Here is a 16811-nt window from a genome sequence, read left to right as displayed (position 1 = left end):
TCAGTCCATCCAGACGATGTCGAGTTCCTCGCGAAAGGCGAAGCGCTTCAGGTGATCGTCGATGACGCCTTGCATCCTTGCCTGCTGCGCGGGATCGGCAACGGAAAGCATCATGGTCAGGCCCGCATCGTCGGCGGCAAAGGTCACCTCAGCACTGTCGCTGAATGGAACCCGGCCCCTGTGCGGGTCGAAATCGACGCTGAACTTGTGACTCCAATGTTTGCAGAGCTGCTGCAGGTAGCGGCTTGCATGTTCGGTGCGCACGGTTGCCTTGGAGAGGTGCATGTCGAACTCCATCTCATCTTGGACTGCAGAAAAGTCATATTTCCTGCCTCGCAGCCTTGGCAAGCGATGTCTTCTCCTGCCTTGACTGGGTCGAGCCGCAGTTCGAGTGGCCGGCCTTTCCTCTTTGCCGATCATCCGATAGAAAGCGATATCCGGCTTTTCGTGACGCTGGCGCGCTTCGATGCCGCCTATCACGGCGTCTTCAAATGCAATCTGCCCGGCTGTCGGATTATGCCAATCTGCGCGCCTTCTGCCGCCGCATGCGCGATTGGCCGGGCATCGCCCGGCCCTGACCTGTCAGAAATTTTCTAGAAGGCCGTACCGCTTCCCGGCAAAGCCGTAATGACACCGATGAATAATTCGTTCATAGGTGATCGCAACTTCGTTTTTGATGAGGAGGAATTCCATGAAGCTGATGCGTGTTGGCGAAGCAGGTCGTGAAACACCGGCACTTCTCGATGCCGATGGCAAAATCCGCGATCTCTCCGGTCATGTCGCCGATATCGGCGGCGAGGCGATCTCGCCGGCGGGTCTTGCAAAGATCGCGGCGATCGATCCGAACAGCCTTCCCGAACTTGCTCCCGGCCGCATCGGCGCCTGTGTTGCCGGCACCGGCAAATTCATCTGCATCGGCCTCAATTTCTCCGACCACGCCGCCGAAACCGGCGCCACCGTGCCGCCGGAGCCGGTAATCTTCATGAAGGCAACGTCGGCCATAACAGGCCCGAACGACACCGTTCTCATCCCGCGCGGTTCGGAAAAGACCGATTGGGAAGTCGAGCTCGGCGTCGTCATCGGCAAAACCGCGAAATATGTCAGCGAAGCCGACGCGCTCGACTATGTCGCCGGTTACTGCGTCTCGCACGACGTTTCCGAACGCGCCTTCCAGACGGAACGCGCCGGCCAGTGGACCAAGGGCAAGTCCTGCGACACATTCGGACCGATCGGCCCCTGGCTGGTTACCAAGGACGAGATTGCCGACCCGCAGAACCTCGGCATGTGGTTGAAGGTCAACGGCCAGACGATGCAGAACGGCTCCTCGAGGACGATGGTCTACGGCGTCGCCCACATTGTTTCCTATCTCAGCCAGTTCATGTCGCTGCATCCGGGCGACGTCATCTCGACAGGCACGCCGCCCGGTGTGGGCATGGGCATGAAGCCGCCGCGCTATCTCCGGGACGGCGATGTCGTCGAGCTCGGCATCGAAGGCCTCGGCAGCCAGAAGCAGAGCTTCGTTGCCGATCGTTAACGATGCTAACTGCGCTGAAGCTTAAGCTTTCAGTTCTATTGTGATGCCAGGGATCAACACTCTGGCATTTCCTGTGCAGGTTCGGCACGTCCATGTTGCTGTGCAACAAAAACCTGTTAGTCTGCGTTACGTGCCAGCGTGCGGAAAGAAATTCGATGTCCATCAATCGACGTCATCTTTTCGATAGAGAAAGGCGGCGCCTTGTATGTTTTATCAGCTTTATGAATTGAATCATGCTGCCATGGCGCCGTTTCGCGCCGCGGCGGATATCATGCGTTTTGCCTATGCCAATCCACTGAACCCGTTTGCCCACACCCCGTTCGGCCGAACGATGGCGGCAAGCCTCGAAATGTTCGAACGCACGACACGCCGCTACGGCAAGCCGGAATTCGGCTTGAAGCAGACGACGATCGACGACCAGACGGTTTCTGTTCGTGAAGAGGTCATCTGGTCGCGCTCCTTCTGCAATCTGCTGCATTTCGCGCGGAACGTTCCGCCCGGCCGTGCCAGCGACCCGCGCATTCTGATCGTGGCGCCGATGTCCGGTCACTATGCGACGCTGTTGCGCGGCACGGTCGAGGCGCTGCTTCCGAACGCCGATGTTTACATCACCGACTGGATCGACGCCCGTATGGTGCCGATGACGGAAGGCACGTTCGATTTCGACGATTACGTCGACTACATCATCGAGATGCTGCATTTTCTCGGTCACGACACGCATGTGATCGCCGTCTGTCAGCCGTCCGTCCCGGTGCTGGTCGCAGCCGCGGTGATGGAGGAAGCCAACGATCCGCTCTCGCCATCCTCGATGACGCTGATGGGGGGGCCTATCGATACGCGCATCAATCCGACCGCCGTCAACAAGCTCGCCCAGGAGCGGTCGCTGCAGTGGTTTTCCGACAATGTCATCATGAATGTGCCCTGGCCGCAGCCGGGCTTCATGCGGCCTGTCTATCCGGGATTCCTGCAGCTTTCCGGCTTCATGTCGATGAACCTCGACCGGCACCTCGTCGCCCACAAGGAATTCTTCATGCACCTCGTGAAGAACGACGGCGAACCGGAAAAACATCGCGACTTCTACGACGAATATCTGGCGGTGATGGATTTGACGGCAGAATTCTACCTGCAGACGGTGGAACAGGTCTTCATGAAGCATTCGCTCCCGAAGGGCGAATTGATGCATCGCGGCAAACGCGTCGATGCTGCGGCGATCCGCAACGTCGCGCTTCTGACCGTTGAAGGTGAGAATGACGACATCTCGGGCGTCGGCCAGACCAAGGCGGCACAGACCATCTGCGTGAACATTCCCGAAGATATGCGTATGCATTATCTCCAGCCGGATGTCGGCCATTACGGTGTTTTCAATGGCTCGCGTTTCCGCCGCGAGATCGCGCCGCGCATCGTCAATTTCGTCCGCCAGCATTCGCGTGCCGCCGTCAAGCGCCGCCCGGTGCCGCGCGTCATCAAGGGCGGCCGGACGGCGTAAATCAGGGCCAGCTGAATTAGAAAATGGATTCAAGACTTTGTCCGATTTCGCGGGCAATCGTCTTGAAGCCTGCTACTGCGGTAACCACATCGATTTCAGCGTTCGGCATCTTGCCGGGCGCAGAACGCGAGGATACCGCACGATGAACCAGTCAGCATTGCTTCGACCGGATTGGACTCCGGCTACCATTGCCCTGATGATTCTCGGCTTCATGGTTTTCTGGCCTCTGGGTCTGGCCATGCTTGCCTACATCATCTTCGGCGAGCGTCTGCGCGGCTTCAAGCGCGACGTAAACCAGGCGACCGACGGCTTCTTTGCCTCCTGCCGCCGTTCGCATGGCCATCACCGCCCGCATTTCTCGACCGGCAATGTCGCCTTCGACGACTGGCGTAAGGCCGAACTTGACCGGATCGAGGAGGAGCGCCGCAAGCTCGATGAAATGCGCAAGGAATTCGACGAGTATCTGCGTGAACTCCGCCGCGCCAAGGACCAGGAAGAGTTCGACCGTTTCATGCGTGACCGCAAGAATGCCAAGCGCGACGATAACGGCGGCCCGGTCGCGGAATTTCAGACGCCGTGAGCGATTGAGTGATGAAGCGATGACCGGCATCTTGACCGATGCCGGTTTTTCCATGTCTACCTGCCGGGCAATCGTTTAGATTCGCCGGCGAATCGTATAGAAAACACCCATGTTTCCGCTTCTGAAAACACGGTCAAAGGCGCGCAAGCCGGCTCCGCCCGAAACGCGGACGCTTGATGTCGCCGGCCGGCTGATGCCTCTCACCATCAAGCATCATGAACAGGCGACGCGCATTACCCTGCGCATCGAGCCGGGCGGCCGGGCCTTGAAGATGACGGTTCCGAAAGGGCTTGCACCGCGCGAGGTCAATGCCTTCCTTGATCGTCACCAGGGCTGGCTGCTCACCAAGCTTGCCAAATTCTCGACCAATTGCGGCCTGCGCGATGGCGGCAGGATCCTTTTGCGCGGCGTTTCCCATCGGATCGAGCATTCCGGCAGCCTGCGCGGATTGACGGAAGCGGTCTTGGAGGAGAACGGACCGATCCTGCGCGTCAGCGGCATGCCGGAGCATATGGGGCGGCGTATCGCAGCGTTTCTCAAGAAGGAGGCGCGCACCGATCTCGAGAAACTGGCGGCGATGCATGCCGCAACCATCCGGGCGCCGATCCGCTCGATCTCGATGAAGGATACCCGCAGCCGCTGGGGTTCCTGCTCGTCGGAGGGAAATTTGAGTTTTTCCTGGCGGATCGTCATGGCGCCGCCTGCGGTGATCGATTATCTCGCCGCTCATGAGGTCGCCCATCTCAAGGAAATGAACCACGGTCCGCACTTCTGGGCGCTTTGCCGCAAGCTTTGTCCCGGGATGGAGGAGGCGAAAGCCTGGCTGAAGCGGCATGGCAGCCAGCTGCACGCCATCGATTTCGACTGATCGAAGCTCGCTCTAAATGCGGCTTTGCATGCAAATTGGCTCGACTCTTGCCGCATTTCGTGTCACTTCGCTGCCATGAAACCGGATATCAAAATCTGTGGCTTGAAGACGCCGGAAGCGATTGATCGCGCGCTGAAACGCGGCGCGACCCATATCGGTTTTATCTTCTTTGAAAAAAGCCCGCGCTACATCGAGCCGGACCTCGCGGCAAAACTTGCCGAACCCGCGCGCGGCAAGGCGAAAATCGTCGCTGTCGTCGTCGATCCCACCAATGACGAGCTTGACGAGATCATCTCGCTGTTGAAGCCGGATATTCTGCAGCTCCACGGCAACGAAAGCCCCGGACACGTGCTGACCATAAAGGCGCTCTATGGCTTGCCAGTCATGAAGGTCTTTTCGGTGCGCACGGCCGACGATCTGAAGCGGGTCGAGGCCTATATCGGCATCGCCGACCGTTTCCTGTTCGATGCGAAAGCGCCGAAGGGTTCCGAACTGCCGGGTGGCAACGGTATTTCCTTCGACTGGAGCCTTCTCGGTTGGATCGACGAGAGCATCGACTACATGCTTTCCGGCGGCCTGAACAAGAACAATGTCGCGGATGCGCTGGCGAACACCAAGGCGCGTGGTATCGACGTCTCCTCGGGTGTCGAAACCGAGCCCGGCGTGAAAAGCGTTGCATTGATCGATGAATTTTTCGATGCGGTCGAAAAGGCGGATGCGCCTGTCATGGCCCCAGGGAGTTGAGAGTGAACGAGACGCCTAAACCGAATTCCTTCCGTTCCGGCCCCGATGAAGATGGGCGCTTCGGCATTTACGGCGGTCGTTTCGTTGCCGAAACATTGATGCCGCTGATCCTCGACCTGCAGGACGAGTGGAACAAGGCGAAGACCGATCCGATCTTTCAGGCCGAATTGAAGCATCTCGGCGCGCACTACATCGGCCGCCCGAGCCCGCTTTATTTCGCCGAGCGGCTGACGGCCGAACTCGGCGGCGCGAAGATCTATTTCAAGCGCGAAGAGCTGAATCACACCGGTTCGCACAAGATCAACAATTGCATCGGCCAGATCCTGCTCGCCAAGCGCATGGGCAAGACGCGGATCATCGCCGAGACCGGTGCCGGCCAGCACGGTGTCGCCTCCGCCACCGTTGCCGCCCGCTTCGGCCTCCCCTGCGTCGTCTATATGGGCGCCACCGACGTCGAACGTCAGGCGCCGAACGTTTTCCGCATGAAGCTGCTCGGCGCCGAAGTCAAACCGGTAACCGCCGGCAGCGGCACCTTGAAGGATGCCATGAACGAGGCGCTCCGCGATTGGGTGACCAATGTCGAGGATACCTACTACCTGATCGGCACGGCGGCCGGCCCGCATCCCTATCCGGAGATGGTCCGCGACTTCCAGTCAGTGATCGGCGCGGAAGCGAAAGAGCAGATGCTGGCAGCCGAAGGCCGGCTTCCCGATCTCGTCGTCGCGGCCGTCGGCGGCGGTTCGAACGCGATCGGCATCTTCCACCCCTTCCTCGACGATTCCTCCGTCAAGATCGTCGGTGTCGAAGCCGGGGGCAAGGGCCTTCAGGGCGACGAACATTGCGCTTCGATCACCGCCGGTTCGCCGGGCGTGCTGCACGGCAACCGCACCTATCTGCTGCAGGACGGCGACGGACAGATCAAGGAAGGCCATTCGATTTCGGCCGGTCTCGATTATCCCGGCATCGGCCCGGAACATTCGTGGCTCAGCGATATCGGCCGTGTCGACTATGTGCCGATCATGGATCACGAAGCGCTCGAAGCCTTCCAGACCCTGACCCGCCTCGAAGGCATCATCCCGGCGCTCGAGGCCGCGCATGCGATTGCCGAAGTGATCAAGCGCGCGCCGACGATGGGCAAGGACGAGATCATCCTGATGAATCTCTCCGGCCGCGGCGACAAGGATATCTTCACCGTCGGCAAGATTCTGGGAATGGGACTGTAAGACATGACCGCACGCATGGACAAACGCTTCGCCGAGCTGAAGGCCGAGGGCCGTCCGGCGCTCGTGACCTATTTCATGGGCGGCGATCCTGACTACGACACCTCTCTCGGCATCATGAAGGCGCTGCCGGAGGCAGGCTCCGACATCATCGAGCTCGGCATGCCGTTTTCCGATCCGATGGCCGACGGTCCGGCGATCCAGTTGGCCGGCCAGCGTGCGCTGAAGGGTGGCCAGACGCTGAAGAAGACGCTGCAGCTGGCGGCCGATTTTCGCAAGACCGACGATGCGACGCCGATCGTGATGATGGGCTATTACAATCCGATCTATATCTACGGCGTCGAAAAATTCCTCGATGATGCGCTCGCCGCCGGCATCGACGGGCTGATCGTCGTCGACCTGCCGCCCGAGATGGATGACGAGCTCTGCATTCCGGCGATCCGCAAGGGCATCAATTTCATCCGCCTCGCAACGCCGACCACCGATGAGAAGCGCCTGCCCGCCGTGCTGAAAAACACCTCGGGCTTCGTCTACTACGTCTCGATGAACGGCATCACCGGCTCGGCGCTGCCCGATCCGTCGCTGGTTTCGGGCGCCGTCCAGCGCATCAAGCAGCATACCGAGCTGCCCGTCTGCGTCGGCTTCGGCGTCAAGACGGCGGAACATGCCAAGGTCATCGGCGGCTCGGCCGACGGGGTCGTCGTCGGCACCGCCATCGTCAATCAGGTCGCCACCAGCCTGACCAAGGACGGCAAGGCGACGGCGGACACGGTTCAGGCGGTCGCAACGCTGGTGCGCGGCCTCTCATCGGGAACCCGTTCGGCGCGCCTTGTTGCTGCCGAATAGTTTTCCCACATTGGCACTCGTCAATCAGGAGTATTCGAGTTGAACTGGATCACCAACTACGTTCGCCCGCGGATCAATTCCATGCTGGGCCGTCGCGAAGTGCCGGAGAACCTCTGGATCAAGTGCCCGGAAACGGGTGAAATGGTCTTTCATAAGGATCTCGAATCCAACAAATGGGTCATCCCGGCATCCGGTTATCACATGAAGATGCCGGCTAAGGCCCGGCTGGCCGATCTCTTCGACAACGGCGAATACGAATCGCTGCCGCAGCCGAAGGTCGCCCAGGATCCGCTGAAGTTCCGCGATTCCAAGAAATATATCGATCGCCTGCGCGATAGCCGCCTGAAGACCGAACAGGAGGACACGATCCTTGCCGGTCTCGGAAAGGTGCGGGGGCTGAAGCTCGTCGCCGTCGTGCACGAGTTCAACTTTATCGGCGGCTCGCTCGGCATTGCCGCCGGCGAGGCGATCGTCAAGGCGTTCGAACGTGCGACGTCGGAAAAGTGCCCGCTGGTGATGTTCCCCGCCTCCGGCGGCGCGCGCATGCAGGAAGGCATTCTCTCGCTGATGCAGCTGCCGCGCACGACGGTTGCCGTCGACCTGCTGAAGGAATCCGGCCAGCCCTATGTCGTCGTTCTGACCAACCCGACGACCGGTGGCGTGACCGCCTCCTACGCCATGCTCGGAGATATCCATCTGGCCGAGCCCGGCGCCGAAATCGGCTTTGCCGGCAAACGCGTCATTGAGCAGACGCTGCGTGAGAAGCTGCCGGAGGGCTTCCAGACCTCCGAATATCTGCTGGAACATGGTATGGTCGACATGGTCGTCAAACGTCACGATATTCCGGAAACGCTGGCGCGCCTGCTGAAGATCCTGACGAAGAAGCCCGTTTCGGCGGCCAATGACATGAATGGCGGCGCCATCGCTCTGGCGGCGAGCGCCTGATAACCGACAAGCAGGCGGGGTGCCGAATTGATACCCAGAGGCCAAACCGCGGTGAGTGAGGCAGCGCACGAGATCGAAAAACTCATGGGATTGCATCCCAAGGGATTCGACTTGTCGCTTGATCGCGTCACCCGTCTTCTCGATCAACTCGGCAATCCGCACCGGAAATTGCCGCCGGTGATCCATGTCGCCGGCACCAACGGCAAGGGCTCGGTCACCGCCTTCTGCCGGGCTTTGCTCGAAGCCGGCGGCTACAGCGCCCATGTTCACACCTCGCCGCATCTCGTCAATTGGCATGAGCGTTATCGCATCGGTGTGGCGGGCGGACGCGGGCAGCTCGTCGATGATGCCGTGTTTGCCGAGGCCGTCCGCCGTGTGGCCGAGGCCAATGCCGGTCAGCACATTACCGTCTTCGAGATCCTGACGGCGGTCACCTTCATTCTGTTTTCCGAACATCCGGCCGACGCGGCGATCATCGAAGTCGGTCTCGGCGGCCGGTTCGATGCCACCAATGTCATTTCCGATCCGGCTGTTTCGGTGATCATGCCGATCTCGCTCGATCACCAGCCCTATCTCGGCGACAGGGTCGAACTGATCGCAGCCGAAAAGGCCGGCATCATGAAGCCGGGATTGCCTGTCGTCATCGGCCACCAGGAATATGATGCTGCGCTCGATGTCCTGATGTCGACGGCCGAGCGGCTGCATTGCCCGAGCGCCGTTTTCGGGCAGGATTTCATGGCACATGAGGAATATGGCCGGCTCGTCTATCAGGACGAATACGGGCTCGCCGACCTGCCGCTGCCGCGCCTTCCCGGCCGCCATCAATATGCCAATGCCGCCGCCGCCATCCGCGCCGTCAAGGCCGCGGGCTTCACCGTCACCGAGATGATGATGGAAAAGGCGATGAATTCGGTCGAATGGCCCGGCCGGCTGCAGCGCCTCAGCGATGGTCGGCTGCTGCAGCATGCGCCCGCCGGTGCCGAAATCTGGGTCGATGGCGGGCATAATCCCGGTGCCGGCGAAGTGATCGCCGAAGCCATGGCCAGCTTCGAAGAGCGACAGTCTCGATCACTGTTCCTGATCATCGGCATGATCAACACCAAGGATCCGGTCGGCTATTTCAAGGCCTTCGCCGGGCTGGTCGAGAAGGTTTTCTGCGTGCCGATCCGCGGCAGCGATGCAATGATCGATCCGGTGATCTTGTCGAATGCTGCCTATGATGCCGGTTTGGTTGCCGAACCGATGTCGACGGTCGGCGAGGCGCTCGAAGCCATAAAAGCCGTTACCGATCCACAGGCGTTACCGCCGCGCATCCTCGTCGGCGGTTCCCTCTACCTTGTCGGCGACGTGCTTTCCGACAACGGCACGCCTCCCAACTGAGGGGCGAATGAAGAGCCTAAAACGAAAAAAGCCCGGTCAAAGCCGGGCTTTTTCGTCAATGTGACATCACACGATCAGGCAGCATTCGAAATCCAGTTGGAAAGAGCGGTCTTCGGCTTGGCGCCGACCGAGATATCGGCGACTTCGCCGCCCTTGAAGATTGCAAGGGTCGGAATGGAGCGCACGCCGAACTGCGCGGCAAGCTCCGGATTCTCGTCGATATTCAGCTTGGCCACCTTGACCTTGCCTTCCATCTCGACGGCGATTTCCTCGAGGCTCGGAGCAATCATTTTGCACGGCCCGCACCATTCAGCCCAGAAATCGACGACGACGGGTTCTGCGGATTCCAGAACTTCCGACTGGAAATTATTGATATCGACTTTCACGGTAGCCATGGGCTGCTCCTTTGGAGGAATTGGGTGTTGAACCACATGTGATGGTGCGGTGCCGAATTTTCAATGTCCGGTATTTCACTTTGTCTTGAGTCCTGCAAGCGCCAAACCGAGCGCCCTTTCGCTCAGCGTATAGAGCGAGGCATTCTCGGTATAGACGAGCATGCAGTCGATGCGCTTGCCGGGATAGAGCGGCGCCAGGATCTCGCGATAGATGGCCAACTGTGCCCGGTGCGCGAAGGGGATGGCCTCCTCGGTCGCCGGCGGCACCCGATTGGTTTTGTAATCGAGAATGACGACGCGATCGGCAAGCACGGCCAGCCGGTCGATGCGGCCGGAAACGGCATAGCGTCTGCCGTCGAGCATTAATGTCCCCATGATCGAAACCTCAGGCCGGGCCTGCTCCCCGAGGACGGGCTGCAAGTCCTTCTCGTCCAATAGTTTCAGAACCGAATCGACCAGCTTGCGCCGTTCGGCCTCCGGCCAGAAACGGGCCGCCCGTTCGCCGTAACGCTGTGCCGCACCGGGCCGTTCCTCCGGCGGAATATCGGGAAGCGCCTGCAGCATGCGATGCAGCAGCCTTCCTTTCTCCAGCGAGCGATCGCTGCGTTGTTTCTCTGAAAAGAGCGGCGAAGCGACAATCAGGCCGCCTTCGTCCTCGTCGATGATCGTCCCGGCGCCGGAAGGGCTGAGGGGCCGAGGCAGTTCCGCCTGTGGCGGCAATGGCCGCAGCAAGCCCTCCGGCAGGCTAATTTCATCGTCGCGAGCCTGGCCGCGGCTGATACGCTCGAAGCTCCGCTCCACCCGTGGCACGCGCCATCTGATACCCTGCCATTCCCCGTCGTGGTCGGAGAAGCTGGCCGCCTCCACATGCGGATGACCTTCGCTGAGCGCGGTGGAAATCATCATGTGCCAGGTGTCGTTGTTCGCCCGCACGCCACGGTAGCCACAAACGACCAGGCGGTCGGCGGCCCGCGTCATGGCGACATAGAGCAGCCGTCGGTATTCCTCTTCGGCCAGTATCTGGATTCGCGCGGCATCGTTCTGCGTCAGTGAATTGGCGAGGTCCGCGACGGGAACCCAGGCGGGCATCGGCGGTTCGTCCGGGTCGGTTTCGATCAGGCGAAGCTTCGGCAGATGCGTATGCGTGAAGGCCTTGGAGCCGCCGTCGACCAGGAAAACGATCGGTGCTTCAAGACCCTTTGAGGCATGCACGGTCATGATCCTGACCTCGTTGCGCCCCTTGTCCTGCTCTCGTTTCACCTCGGGTGCTTCGAGCTCGAGCGTCGAGATGAAGGATTGCAGCCCGGGAAGGCCGGAACTCTCATGGTCCAGGGTGAAGGTCAGGAATTCGTCGAGGATATCGCTGACTTCGGTGCCGAGGCGGGCAAGAAACTGCCGCCGTCCACCGTGGCTGCCCAGCAGGCGCGCATAGAAATCATGCACTGATAGGTTTTTCGATTGCCGGAGGAACAGTTCCAGCTTTTCGACCGCCGCGCGGAAACGCTCGTTACCGTCGGCGGCGAATTTCTTGAGATGGCTCCAGACGCTCTCATTGTCGCCCCGCAGTGCCGCGGCTGCAAAGATGTCCTCCTCGGAGAGATCGAAAAGCGGGCTCTTGAGCACGGCGGCGAGCGAAAGGTCGTCTTGCGGCAGAAGCAGGAAGCGGCCGAGTGCGAGCAGATCCTGCACGGCGATATGGCTGGTCAGCACCAGCCTGTCGGCGCCGGCGACGGGAATGTCGCCGCGACGCTTCAAGGCGCGGGTCAACGCGTTGACGAAGGCGTCGCGCTTGCGCACCAGCACCAGAATGTCACCGGCCTCGATCAACCGCTCCTTGCCCTTGTCGACGATCGTTTCACGGCCGACGAGCGCGCCGATCGAATGGGCGATCCGCCGCGCCAGGATTGCGGCTGGCGCGCTTTCCGGCGTCGCATCGAAGGGCGCCGTCCAATCCTCTTCCTTCACCACCGCTTCCGGCGCGACCATTTCCCAGAGGTCGACGGCGCCGGGATGTCCGATGCGGCTGGAACGATGAACGACCGGCTCGCCGACAGCGCTGAGACCGCGCGCATTGTCGGATGTCCTGAAGATCTCGTCGACGGCCTCAAGCACGTCGGCAGTCGAGCGGAAGGAGAGCGGCAACCTCACGGAAGAAAAGCTCTGCCCACTGTCGGAGACGCGCCGCCGCGTCCGGTCGCTCTCTTCGGAAAAACGCTCGGGCCGCGCCCCCTGAAAAGAATAGATCGACTGTTTCTCATCACCGACGGCAAACAGCGTGCGCACGATAGGCCGGGCGCTCTCGCCGGAAAAGAAATCCTCGGCGAGCGACTGGATGACGCTCCATTGGATCGGACTGGTATCCTGCGCCTCGTCGACGAGGATATGATCGATACCCCGGTCGAGCTTGTAATGGATCCAGGGGCCGACGCCGCTCTTCGTCAGCAGGTCGGCGGTGCGGGTGATCAGGTCCTCGAAATCGAGTTGGCTTCGCTGTTTCTTCAGTTCCTCGTAATCGTGATTCAGCCGGTCGGCGAGCACGAGCGCGGCCTGCGTGGCGCCGTGCATCCGCATCAGTTTCAGCCGGTCGCGGCTTGCCGCGACATGCGCGCGGGCGGCGGCGACGGCCTCCGTCAATCGCGGCGCTTCTGCAAGCATGGCCTTGACCAGGAACTGCGAGTCAGTTTTCGGCTCGCCCTTGGCCGTCAGGAAAATTTTCTCGAGCATCGCGGCGCGTCTGGCGTCATCCGGCTCCCGGCCGGCGAGCCTGAGGCCATAGGCAACCTCCTGCGCCTTGGCGCCGCCCTTTTGGTCGGCGAGCGACAGATAGAGTTCCAGCGTGCCGCTGGAAAGTCCCGGCAGCGGCCAATATTGCGCCGCGATCCCTTTCTCGGTGTCATCGGCGGCGAGACCGAGTCTTTTGCGCAGGACCACGTCCACGCCGCCCTGCTGTTTGGCTGCGGCGGTGAAACGGCGGATGGCGTTGCGATTGGCGACAATGTCGCCGAGCAGGTTCTCCAGGCCGGATTCGTCGCCGAGATTGAGCACGGCGGCGAAAGCCTCTGCAAGGGCGCTGCCTTCTTCCGGCGCGGTCGCCGTCAGCAGCGCCCGGCGCGCATCGGAGAGCAGCGCCGCGGCGGCGCGATCGTCGAGAACCGAGAAATGCCCGGCGACATTGGCCTCCAGCGGGAACTGATGCAGCAGCGCCTCGCAAAAGGCGTGGATCGTCTGGATCTTCAAGCCGCCCGGCGTCTCCAGCGCCTTCGCAAACAGCCGCCGGGCCTCGGCCAGTTTTATCCGGTCGGGCGCCTTACCTTCGATCTGCATGATCCGCCGGCTGAGATCGTCATCGTCAAGCACGACCCAGTCCGCCAGCCGTTCGAAGACGCGGTTCGACATTTCCGAAGCCGCGGCCTTGGTGTAGGTGAGGCAGAGAATGGCCGAAGGCCGCGCGCCGGCGAGCAGAAGCCGGATGACGCGCTGGGTCAGGACATGCGTCTTGCCGGAACCGGCATTGGCCGAAACCCATGCCGAGCGCACCGGGTCGGAGGCGATCGCCTGCTGGATGGTGGTCCAGCCGATCCAGGCCCCGGGATCGTCGCTATCAGGAAGGTCGCTCGCCTCACTCATCGCCGCCACCTTCCTCATTCTCGGCCGTCGACCATTCGGAGACGCGGGCGAGATGATCGTAGTCGCCGCCGAAATCAAATTGCTGTGCCGGAATGAGCCGCGAGGTAAAGCCCTTTTCGCCGGATTGCAGCAAACTGACGAACTTGATCAGCTGGTCGACCGATTCCTCGGCAAGGTCGATCGCCGATTTCGCCTTGTCGCTGCGGGCGGCGTTTTCATTGTTGACCATATCGACCTGGAACCGGCTTCCGGGACGCAGGCGGACATAGAGAAGATCCTGCGGCGTGAGGCTGCCGGCGTCGCGAAAGGCGCCGGCGCGCAAGGCCGCCGCTTCGAGTGCGAGCTGCGGATCGAGAAGCGCGCGTGCCTGCGCCGGCGAGGGGTTGTAGCCGGTCTTGTAATCGATGATATCGGCGTCGTTCGGCCCGATAATGTCGATCCGGTCCGCGACGCCATTGAGGCGGATATTGATTGCCTCCAGCTCCACGCCGCCGCGCACTTCCGTCAGCGTCCGGCGGATGGCTGGCCGTCGGCCGGCCTCCCATTCGAGGAAGGCGCGCGCCACTTCGCGAAAGCGCGGCCGCCAGACGGCATCGATATGCGGGGCAGCTTTTCCATGTCGAAAAGCTCGGTCAGAATCTGCTCCATCGCCGCTGCTGCCTCTGGCGTGCCGGCCACATGAGCCGCGCGGATGAACCGGTCGATGATCGTGTGATAGAGCGTACCGCGTTCGGCTGCTCCGGGATCGCGATTGAACGCGTCGACCGGATCGAGCCGCAGGATGCGACGGGCGTAGATGGCATAGGGATCGCGGCGCAGCCGTCCGACCTCGCTGAAGGAATAGGATTTCGGCTGCAGCGCCAGCGGCGGTTTCGGCGAGGGCCGCTGCGCCGGCGCTTGGCTCTCTCCGCGATCGATGAGACCGGCCCATTGGAGGAACCGGGTGCCACGCCCCTTGAGTTCCGCCTCGAACGCCTCCCCGCCGAGCGCCATCAGCCGCTGCAGCCAGCGGGAGGCGACCGTCGGCGTCGAGCCCTGGCGCAGCGCTCTGGAATAGATCAGGTGGCGGGTGCCGTTCGCCATCTCGAAATCATGCGCCAGCTGGCCGATGCGCCGCTCCGGCGGTTCGAGCCCGATCTCCGTCTTCATCATTCGCGGAATGAAGGGATTGTTGGCGCTCTGCCCCGGCCATGAGCCTTCATTCAGCCCGCCGAGGATCAGCGTATCGACGCTCTGCAGCCGGGCTTCCAGTGTGCCGAAGATGAACAGCCTGGGGTGGCTGAGCGCCCGTGGCTTCACCGCATGGCCGGCGGCGAGCGCAGCCATGATGTCGATCCATTGCGGCCCGTCGGCTTCCATCTGCCCGTCCGTGTCGATCACTTCGCCGAGAAGGGAGGCAAGCGCGTCCCCCGCCTCGTTCGACCAGAGATCGGCAAGATTGCCCTGCGGATCGGCCGCAACCGCTTCGAGAGCACGACCGGTTCGCTCGGCCCATTCGGACAGCCTGAAACTCGCCGTCTTACCGCGATCTTCGGGCCGGTGTCGGAAGAGCGCAGAGGCGAGAGGCTCGGTCGCCTGGGTAATCCGGCGGGCAAGCTCGGATGCGGCATTGGCGACGTCGGCGGGAAGCGCCTTTCGCCATTGCGGTGCGTGCCGGTCCAGGGCCTGTTCGGCAAGCTGATGGGTCAGAAGCGCCTCAAGCGTGCTGATATCCACCTCGGTCACGCCGCCGCGCAGCGCCAGCAGCTCGAGCGCCTCGGTGGCGGAAATCAGGGTGTCGCGTTCAAGGCCGAAGCGGGCCAGGGGATGTTTAAGCAGAGCGACGGTCGCGACCGGATCGCCCGGCCGCAGCGCCGCCTCCAGCAGCAACTGCAGAAGCGTGCCTTGCGGCGTGGCCGAAAGCGGCGTGCCGGCCGAATCGTCGGCCAGGATGCCGAAGCGGGAAAGCTCCGCCATCACCCGACGAGCGAGGTTGCGGTCCGGCGTGATCAGAGCTGCCCGGCTCTCGCCGTCCTGCCCCGGCCGTTCCAGCGCCAGTCTGAGCGCGACGGCAATCGCGGTTGCTTCCTCGCGCTCGTTGGCGGCTTCAATCAGCGCGACGTCATTGAAGGCCGAAGTCAGCGCTCCCGCGGGCAGCTCGCTCTTCCATGTTCCCCAATCGCTGGTCGCCTCTGCCGGGGCAAGCGCCCGGGACAGGATTTCGGCGCGCCGGTCAAGATCGGCCTCCGGTCTGTCAAGGGTGCCGACATCGGCCCGTGTCAGCCTCAGCCTCTTGAGCAGCGACGACAGCCCGTATTGCGGATGGCTCCGGCTGGCGGGATTGGCATGCTGGCCCGGCGCCGGTTCCGGCGCGACCATCTGCCAATGTCCTTCGGGCATGGCGAGATCGAGGCCTGGAAGCACGATCACGCCTTCGGGCAGATCGGCGACGGCTGCAATCAGATCGGCGGTCGCCGGTACCGAACCCGTCGACCCGGCGATGATGACCGGCCCGCTGGGCTTTGCCGCCGAAAGCCGGGCTGCTTCGGCCCTGAGAATGGCGTTCCTGTGCCGCGCCGGCGAGGATTTGCCGAGTTCGGAAAGCCGCGCCGGCCAGAAGGCGCTGGCGATCTGCAGAAACTCCGCGGTCAGCTGCCACCAGGCGGCATAGTCGCCGGTATCGAGCTTCGACAGTTCCGACCAGTCGAGATCCTCGGTTTCGATGGAATCGATCAGCTCGGCGAGGTTGCGGGCAAGCCAGATCGCGTCAGCCGGGCTTGCCGGCGCAACGAGTGGCGAGTCCGAATGAATATGGCGGACGATCTCCGGCAGTTTGTTGCGCCAGGCAAGGATCAGGCGCGCCAGTTCGAGCAGCCGAGCAGTATTCGACAGCGGCTGGGCGAGGTCGATCGTGGCCGGCAGCGCCTCGTCGAAATAGCCACTGTCATCGTCGGTTTCGCCGAGGGGGCGGATGATGGGCAGGATCGCCGACCGGCCGCCAAGCAGATCGACGAATTCCGAGCGCAGCACACGCACGGCGCGCCGGGTCGGCAGATAGATGGTTACTCTGGCGAGCGACAGCGGGTCGTCGGCGTCATGCCGGAAGAGCGGCGTCAACCGGCCGTCGCAGAGTGTCGTCGCCAGGGTTTTCAGGAAGGGAAGGCCCGCCGGGATCGTCAGGATTCGTGGCTGGTGCCGCTCCCTCAT

At 62.2% G+C, this 16811-nt stretch carries 12 protein-coding genes and 2 pseudogenes; 10 read left to right on the top strand and 4 right to left on the bottom strand.

All coding sequences use genetic code 11. The features are described from left to right. Positions 1-285, bottom strand: coding sequence for a DUF2218 domain-containing protein (locus MHI61_RS23740; RefSeq protein ID WP_239790816.1), 285 nt, complete (start codon positions 283-285; stop codon positions 1-3). A 53-nt stretch (positions 286-338) separates the two neighbouring features. Here MHI61_RS23740 and MHI61_RS23735 point away from each other — a divergent pair. The 10 genes and pseudogenes from MHI61_RS23735 to MHI61_RS23690 form a co-directional block, all read left to right on the top strand. Further along, a pseudogene (locus MHI61_RS23735) lies at positions 339-569 on the top strand (glutathione S-transferase C-terminal domain-containing protein); the annotation flags it as partial. Positions 570-691: 122 nt separating this feature from the next. Then, a complete protein-coding gene (locus MHI61_RS23730) occupies positions 692-1534 on the top strand; it encodes a fumarylacetoacetate hydrolase family protein (RefSeq protein ID WP_239790815.1) in 843 nt (280 codons plus the stop codon). 205 nt (positions 1535-1739) lie between these two features. Next, positions 1740-3020, top strand: a complete 1281-nt coding sequence (gene phaZ / locus MHI61_RS23725; RefSeq protein WP_239790814.1) for a polyhydroxyalkanoate depolymerase — start codon at positions 1740-1742, stop codon at positions 3018-3020. Positions 3021-3162: 142 nt separating this feature from the next. After that, positions 3163-3600, top strand: a complete 438-nt coding sequence (locus MHI61_RS23720) for a DUF2852 domain-containing protein (protein ID WP_183919631.1) — start codon at positions 3163-3165, stop codon at positions 3598-3600. 109 nt (positions 3601-3709) lie between these two features. Continuing rightward, positions 3710-4468, top strand: coding sequence for a SprT family zinc-dependent metalloprotease (locus MHI61_RS23715; RefSeq protein ID WP_239790813.1), 759 nt, complete (start codon positions 3710-3712; stop codon positions 4466-4468). 75 nt (positions 4469-4543) lie between these two features. Beyond that, positions 4544-5212, top strand: coding sequence for a phosphoribosylanthranilate isomerase (locus tag MHI61_RS23710; RefSeq protein WP_239790812.1), 669 nt, complete (start codon positions 4544-4546; stop codon positions 5210-5212). Between the two features lie 2 nt (positions 5213-5214). Next, positions 5215-6435: a tryptophan synthase subunit beta gene (gene trpB, locus MHI61_RS23705; protein ID WP_239790811.1), complete on the top strand. Its 1221-nt coding sequence runs from the start codon at positions 5215-5217 to the stop codon at positions 6433-6435. A 3-nt stretch (positions 6436-6438) separates the two neighbouring features. Next, positions 6439-7278 carry a tryptophan synthase subunit alpha gene (gene trpA / locus MHI61_RS23700; RefSeq protein WP_239790810.1) on the top strand — a complete coding sequence of 280 codons (840 nt, stop codon included), beginning with the start codon at positions 6439-6441 and terminating at the stop codon, positions 7276-7278. Between the two features lie 39 nt (positions 7279-7317). After that, the gene (accD, locus tag MHI61_RS23695; protein WP_184330902.1) at positions 7318-8223 is read left to right on the top strand and encodes an acetyl-CoA carboxylase, carboxyltransferase subunit beta; all 906 of its coding nucleotides are present in this window, start codon (positions 7318-7320) and stop codon (positions 8221-8223) included. A gap of 27 nt (positions 8224-8250) precedes the next feature. After that, entirely contained in the window at positions 8251-9603 is a 1353-nt protein-coding gene (locus MHI61_RS23690; protein ID WP_239790809.1) for a folylpolyglutamate synthase/dihydrofolate synthase family protein, read from the top strand. Positions 9604-9677: 74 nt separating this feature from the next. Here the strand turns inward: MHI61_RS23690 and trxA are convergent, their stop codons facing one another. The 3 genes and pseudogenes from trxA to addB all read right to left on the bottom strand — a co-directional run bounded on the left by trxA (position 9678) and on the right by addB (position 16811). Further along, positions 9678-9998 carry a thioredoxin gene (gene trxA / locus MHI61_RS23685; protein WP_008528748.1) on the bottom strand — a complete coding sequence of 107 codons (321 nt, stop codon included), beginning with the start codon at positions 9996-9998 and terminating at the stop codon, positions 9678-9680. A 75-nt stretch (positions 9999-10073) separates the two neighbouring features. Then, on the bottom strand, positions 10074-13625 hold the full coding sequence (gene addA / locus MHI61_RS23680; RefSeq protein WP_239790808.1) for a double-strand break repair helicase AddA: 3552 nt from the start codon (positions 13623-13625) through the stop codon (positions 10074-10076). Continuing rightward, positions 13618-16811, bottom strand: a pseudogene (gene addB, locus MHI61_RS23675) (double-strand break repair protein AddB). The gene addA and the pseudogene addB overlap by 8 nt, the downstream one beginning before the upstream one ends.

The sequence above is a fragment of the Rhizobium sp. K102 genome, from assembly GCF_022385315.1.
GTDB classification, from domain to species: Bacteria; Pseudomonadota; Alphaproteobacteria; order Rhizobiales; family Rhizobiaceae; genus Rhizobium; species Rhizobium croatiense.
The sequence above is the reverse complement of the archived record's forward strand: the minus strand, read 5'-3'. Positions and strand labels throughout refer to the sequence as shown.